Here is a 6,409-nt window from a genome sequence, read left to right as displayed (position 1 = left end):
ACTTTTTTTGATTTGCCGCTAAAATTATCAATGAATTCATTTTCATTGTAGGTTTTGCCGGCGAATGCTGATGCTGCACTAGTGAACATAGCCAATGCGATAACAGCAGCCGAAATCTTTGCATAAAACTTCATGTTTAATTCCTGTGATCCAAATCAATTTTACAATTATTGTGTTTATGAAAGTATAACTGTTTATCTGGCATTTCGGTTGACCGCACCCAAACAACTCGTGCAATCAAACATGTAGTTGCAATCCATCGTAACCCACTTCTACGTTGTCAGGCAGCCTTGCCTGTAAGGCATGGTACTCGAGTTCATGGGTCATATGAATCAACACATTACGTTTGGCCCCTATGCGGCTAATTAAATCCAGTGATTCACTTACACTCACATGGGTGGGATGTGGAGTTTCGCGCAGGCAATCTATCAGTAACACCTCAACACCTTGCAGCCATGCAAAAGAAGATTCCGGGATAGCAGAAACGTCGGTCATATATACCAGATTGCCAATGCGGTAAGCATAAATTCGGATCTTGCCATGCATGACAGGAATCGGCGTCACGATCTGGCCTGCGACTTCAAAAGGCGCTTCAACGACATGGGCCGCCAGCACCGGAAGATCCCAGAAGTCGCTGGGCTCACGCAAAGTATAGCCAAACTTTTCCTGGATATGGCTGATCGCTTCCGGATAGCTGTAAAGCGGAATCTGGCGCCGGCTGATCTGGCAAAAAGCACGCAGATCATCGATGCCATGCAGATGGTCGGCGTGCGTATGCGTATATAACACCGCATCCACCCGGTGCATCTGTTCGCGCAGTGCCTGCTGGCGTAAATCCGGGGAAGTATCGATCAGGATGACACGGCCATCATCCAAAGTGACTATGCTGGAGCAACGGGTCCGCTTGTTGCGCGGGTCAATTGAAACACAGGTGGCGCAGGTGCACCCAACGGCTGGCGTTCCCGCGCTGGAACCGGCACCCAAGATGGTCAGTTGCATGGCTGCGCGTGTTTGAACAGCGTGAAAAAGTTGCGGGTGGTGGCATCCATCACCTGTTGCAGCGGAATATCCCGCAACCTGGCAATCTCTTCAGCAACATGTCGCACATAAGCGGGCTGGTTGGTTTTACCTCGGAAAGGGATAGGTGCCAGGTAAGGTGAGTCGGTCTCAACTAGCATAGATTCAAGCGGCACTTTTTGCGCCACCTCTTTTAACGCCACCGCGTTTTTAAAAGTGACGATGCCGGAAAATGAAATATAAAAGCCCATGGCTATCGCTGCCTGCGCAACTTCCCAGCTTTCGGTAAAACAATGCATCACACCGCCCACTTCTGCAGCGCCCTCTTCCTGCATGATATTCAAGGTATCTTCGGCAGCATTGCGGGTATGGATAATCAGCGGTTTACCGGTCGCCCTTGCAGCCCGGATATGGGTGCGGAAACGTTCGCGCTGCCAGTTCAAATCACCGGTCAGCCTGAAGTAATCCAGGCCGGTTTCACCAATCGCCACCACGCGTGGATTGTCTGCCAGTGCAACCAGTTCAGCCACTGTTGGCTCCTGGATATCTTCGTAATCTGGATGCACGCCAACCGAAGCATAAATGTTAGGGTACTGTTCCGCAATCGCCAATACTTCGGGAAACTTATCCAGGGTCACAGAAACACACAAGGCATGACCAACCTGATTGGTCTGCATATCTGCGCGTAGCTGATCCATATTCTGGACCAGTTCGGGAAAGTTAATATGGCAATGTGAATCTACAAGCATGAAAATTCCAAATAATGCGGGCTGGTTGGCGCTTTATTGCTCACCAAAGATAATAAAACGTGCTAGATAGTATGCGTAGGCCGGCTGGACTTCAATGCCGCACCCAGTATGGTTTCAATACGCTTTTTAGCCTCAATGCCACCATCGCGGTCACTGAATTGAATGCCTATGCCTTGCGGTTTATTATTGACTGCCTGCGGTGTGATCCAGATCACTTTACCAACGATTTTCAGTTTCTGTGGATCATCCAGCAAAGTCAGCAACATAAATACTTCTTCGCCCATTTTAAAAGGTTTGCTGGTGGGAATAAACAAGCCACCGCCTTTAACAAACGGCATATATGCGGCAAACAAGGCAGCTTTTTCACGGATAGCCAGTGACAACACCCCCGGCTTTGCCGGGCTAATCGTCGATGGTGATTGCGTGTCAGTCATGTATAGACTCCTGTTCTATCCTTTTGTCACTAAAGCTTAACCAAACATTTTCTTATACTGCAGCAATAATTGCTCCAGCTGCAGCTCCTGATTCAACGGATGCTGTGCAGTCATTTTAAAGCGATTTAACTGCTGTTGAAATGCCAGCAAGCGCGACAACTCCAGTTTGGATGCAAGTGTTTGTAAAATATCAGAGGCGTCCGCATGATACCGAAGTGGCAGCTGGTGCCGCGACAACCATAAATCCAGCAACCATTTCTGCAATACCTGGATGGCAGCGTACATACCCTGCTTGATCAGTATTCCGCCTGCCAATGCACTATCCATGGCAGCACCACGGGCCAGGTGTGGCCGCCACTGCTGGTACCAGCCATACCAATCCAGGTCATCATGTTGCACGGTGGTCGGTGCGCCACCACTGTAATGCCAAATCCATTCCGGTTGTGCAATTGACTGCGCCTGCAACCACTGTAACCCTTGTTCACGTGTAGGCACCGGCATTTCCACTTGCATGCATCGGCTCAAAATAGTCGGCAATAGCGCCTGGCGCTGGTGAGATACCAGCAAAAACTGGGTGCGCTGTGGCGGCTCTTCCAGTAATTTCAATAAGGCATTAGAGGCCGCCACGTTCATCGCTTCCAGCGGATGAATCAATACTACGCGGATACCTCCTGCCTGATGGCTGGTCAGCGAAAGGTAATCGTGTAACGCACGAATCTGGTCAATCACGATTTGCTGCCGTTTGCGCGTTTTCTTCTTGCTGTCGGTGGCTTCGTCATCTTCAGGCGTGATTTCCCGGAAATCCGGATGCGCCCCTTCTGCAAGCCAGTGGCAGGATTGACATTCCCCGCAGGCAGTAGCGTTAGCCTTGGGATGCATGCAAAGCAAACCCGCCGCCAGGGCATTCGCAAAAGCCAGTTTCCCTATGCCGGTTTTACCGTGGAACAGCAAGGCATGGTGACGAGTTTCACCGGCATGCACCCAATGCGTATACAGCGACTCTTGCCATGAAAAAACAATGTTAATCATAAAGTTGCAATAATTTCTTCAACTGATTTCTTTACTTTTTCAAGCGATTGATTGGCATCAATCACACGAAACCGTTGCGGATATTCAGCCGCACGGGCTAGATATTGGGCACGCAGTCTGGCGAAAAATTCATTGCCCTGTGCTTCAAATTTATCAGGCGTGCGGGCGCCTGCCAAACGTTGCAGACTGACTTCTACCGGCACATCGAATAACAGCGTTATATCAGGCTGCAAGCTACCTTGTACCCAGCTTTCCAGTGCCTGCATTTTTCCCAATGGCAATCCACGCGCGCCGCATTGATAGGCATATGAAGCATCGGTGAACCTGTCTGACAACACAATCGCATCGCGTGCCAACGCCGGCAAAATTACCTGCTGCAAATGCTCGGCACGTGCGGCAAACATCAGTAGTGTTTCGGTTTCAACATGCATGTCTCTATGCAGCAGAAGTTCGCGTAATTCCTCGCCTAACGGAGTGCCACCAGGTTCCCGTGTAGAAACCACTTCGCGGCCAGACTTGGCCAGTAATGACAATATGGTAGGAATATGCGTACTTTTGCCCGCGCCATCCATGCCTTCCAGGGTGATAAACAAGCCTGCCATTACTGTATTCCCCAACTCACGCTCATATGTTTAATGTTTCTTTAATTGATAGGCACGCACGGCTTTGTTGTGTTCTTCCAGCGTGCTGGTAAACACATGCCTGCCATGGCCATTTGCCACGAAATACAAGGCCTTGGTATTGGCCGGATGCAGCGCCGCTTGAATAGAGGCCAAACCTGGCAAAGCAATCGGCGTTGGCGGCAAGCCACTGCGTGTATAGGTGTTAAAGGCTGTATCCGTGAGTAAATCACGTCGCGTGATATTGCCATGATAACGGCTGCCCATGCCATAAATCACGGTCGGGTCAGTCTGCAAACGCATGCCCAGCCGCAAACGATTGACAAACACACCCGCGATTTGCGGACGCTCCACTTCGACACCGGTTTCTTTCTCAACGATAGAGGCCATGATGAGCGCTTCGTATGGCGTTTTATAAGGCAGGCCGGACTGACGGGTTTCCCAGGCTGCAGACAGATACTGCTTCATTTTCTGGTAGGCCCGCTTGTACATTTCCGTATCACTGCTTTGGCTATCGATAAAATAGGTGTCAGGAAAAAACCAGCCCTCAGGCGGTGTCGCTTCACCGCTAATCAGTTGCATCAGCTCCAGATCAGACAAATGTTGCGTCTCATGACGTATGCCAGGCATTTGCGCCAGCTTGTGCCTGAAGTCACTAAAGGTCTTGCCTTCAGTCAATTGAAGTTTCAACTGATCAAATGTGCCATGCTTGAGTACATCAATCAGACCCAAGACCTGCAACGGCGAATTTAAGGCATAGTCACCTGCCTGAAGCCGGTTGCCACTCCCCGTCAGTTTGACTACCAGCAGAAAACTGTACGGCTCTTTCAAAACACCGGCTGTTACCAGTTGGTCGGCAATGCCGCGCACACTGGCACCTGCCGGGATCTGCAACCCTATGGTTTCAGAAACCATAGGCAATGGTCGTATCATATAAATGACTAGCCAGAGCGTTATGGCAAGACCGGATACCCCCAGAATCGCGAATGCATATTTGAATATTTTTTTAAATCTTTGCTTAAACATAGGCTGATCAAACAGTTTTCTAATGAGTCACATAATGCAGCTGTGACCTGAGTTCTTTTGCCCAGTGATTGGTCGCAACCGCCTGATCGTCAATATGTGACACCTGCAACACGCCGTAAACACTATTCACAATCACAACAGCTTCTGCACTGAGCAAATCGTCCATCGTTAATGTGGCTACCAAAACCGTCTGGCGTTGCGTTTTATACCAATCCAGTATTTTCTGCCGCATCACGCCGGCCACGCCACAACTCTCCAGCACTGGCGTCATCACAACGCCATCCTTGCGGATAAACAGGTTACCGCTCACCGCTTCAATGACATGGTCATCATAATCGCGCAATAAACCGTCGAAGAATCGCGGGTCTTTCAGCTCAGCGCGCGCCAGTACATTTTCAAGGCGGTTCAGGTGCTTGATACCGGCAAGTAAGGGTTGAGATGCCAGCCGCGTCTGGCAGGTATACAGCGCCACGCCATTCGCATATATCTCAGCCGGGTAATTCGGTAACGGGCTCTGGATCAATACCCGCGTCGGTTCACTCACGGACGGAGGTGCATAACCTCGTGCGCCCTCACCGCGCGTGATCATAATCTTGAGGATACTGAACTGCGTGTCTTCTTCATTGGCAGAAGCCATCAGATACTTGAATTCCTGCATCAGTAACTCAGCCGATGGGCAGACGATCTGGATTTTGCTGCAATCAGCCACCAGGGTTTGGTAATGCAAAGGCCAGTCTTGTAATTCACCATTCAATAAGCGCATGGTGCGGAAAACACCGTCGCCATAAGCAAAACCACGATTGGTCGGCGCAATGCCATTGACCAGTTTGCCGTTGATGCAATAGCGGACAGTTGTCATCTTGAGAGGGGGAAATGGATGTGTCTGAACAAGGCTGAAACCTTACCATAAAACCGCAAAAAACGTCTCACCAAAAGTACAAATCAGCCTCCGGCAATGGTTGTTGCAAAGAATTAAACAATTTTCTAAAGTTTAATGTTCGGATGCCGTTAACAGGATACGAGGTATTGTATTTGTACTTTAACCGGAGGCATAGGCATGGCTTTTTCCAGCATTCAGACTAACGTGGCGGCAATGATCAACAAGGCTTACAGCACTGACACCAGCACAGCGGCTAACAGCACAGCAAGCACGAATGCGGCAGGCAACGCCAAGGCTTCGACTAACACCAAAAAAGATGCGCCTTTGCCTGACTCAGCGAAAGATAACCCTGCTGGTGCGAGTGCCGAGGTGAAGCTTGGGCAAACCGGCAATACGACAGAAATCTATACCGCGCAAGGCCTGTTACAGCAAATGCGGCAGATCCAGCTCAGCAATGCCATGCTACTTTTCGGCAATGATGAGGAAAATGCAGCGGATAGTACCGGCTTGATGGGGATGTTTGGTAGTGAAAGTGATACTGAAGGGGAAAGTGATTGGACCGAGTCCATTAGCCAGCAGCCAGATAAAGCCGCCATTATGGTTGAAAAGGCCAAGAACAACTCCATCAAAACCATGCTAGGTGGCTAAGTCAGT

General features: G+C 49.8%; 8 protein-coding genes. 1 reads left to right on the top strand and 7 read right to left on the bottom strand.

From position 1 onward, the window contains the following. Window positions 1–237: 237 nt before the first annotated feature. The 7 genes from VK958_RS02635 to pabC all read right to left on the bottom strand — a co-directional run bounded on the left by VK958_RS02635 (window position 238) and on the right by pabC (window position 5,734). Entirely contained in the window at window positions 238–999 is a 762-nt protein-coding gene (locus VK958_RS02635) for an MBL fold metallo-hydrolase (protein ID WP_325238796.1), read from the bottom strand. Continuing rightward, window positions 990–1,766 carry a TatD family hydrolase gene (locus tag VK958_RS02630; protein WP_325238795.1) on the bottom strand — a complete coding sequence of 259 codons (777 nt, stop codon included), beginning with the start codon at window positions 1,764–1,766 and terminating at the stop codon, window positions 990–992. Before VK958_RS02630 ends, VK958_RS02635 begins: the two co-directional genes overlap by 10 nt. Window positions 1,767–1,828: 62 nt before the next feature. Beyond that, on the bottom strand, window positions 1,829–2,200 hold the full coding sequence (locus VK958_RS02625) for a PilZ domain-containing protein (RefSeq protein ID WP_325238794.1): 372 nt from the start codon (window positions 2,198–2,200) through the stop codon (window positions 1,829–1,831). Between the two features lie 36 nt (window positions 2,201–2,236). Beyond that, window positions 2,237–3,229: a DNA polymerase III subunit delta' gene (gene holB / locus VK958_RS02620; RefSeq protein ID WP_325238793.1), complete on the bottom strand. Its 993-nt coding sequence runs from the start codon at window positions 3,227–3,229 to the stop codon at window positions 2,237–2,239. After that, window positions 3,226–3,831 carry a dTMP kinase gene (gene tmk / locus VK958_RS02615; RefSeq protein WP_325238791.1) on the bottom strand — a complete coding sequence of 202 codons (606 nt, stop codon included), beginning with the start codon at window positions 3,829–3,831 and terminating at the stop codon, window positions 3,226–3,228. Before tmk ends, holB begins: the two co-directional genes overlap by 4 nt. A gap of 30 nt (window positions 3,832–3,861) precedes the next feature. Further along, window positions 3,862–4,875: an endolytic transglycosylase MltG gene (gene mltG / locus VK958_RS02610; protein WP_325238789.1), complete on the bottom strand. Its 1,014-nt coding sequence runs from the start codon at window positions 4,873–4,875 to the stop codon at window positions 3,862–3,864. Window positions 4,876–4,894: 19 nt separating this feature from the next. Further along, the gene (pabC, locus tag VK958_RS02605; RefSeq protein WP_325238787.1) at window positions 4,895–5,734 is read right to left on the bottom strand and encodes an aminodeoxychorismate lyase; all 840 of its coding nucleotides are present in this window, start codon (window positions 5,732–5,734) and stop codon (window positions 4,895–4,897) included. 198 nt (window positions 5,735–5,932) lie between these two features. Here pabC and VK958_RS02600 point away from each other — a divergent pair, with 198 nt between their 5' ends. Continuing rightward, window positions 5,933–6,403 (top strand): hypothetical protein, encoded by a 471-nt coding sequence (locus VK958_RS02600; protein WP_325238786.1) that lies wholly within the window; start codon window positions 5,933–5,935, stop codon window positions 6,401–6,403. Window positions 6,404–6,409 lie beyond the last annotated feature (6 nt).

Origin of the sequence: Methylophilus sp., from assembly GCF_035460085.1 — a bacterium.
GTDB lineage: Bacteria > Pseudomonadota > Gammaproteobacteria > Burkholderiales > Methylophilaceae > Methylophilus.
The sequence above is the reverse complement of the archived record's forward strand: the minus strand, read 5'-3'. Positions and strand labels throughout refer to the sequence as shown.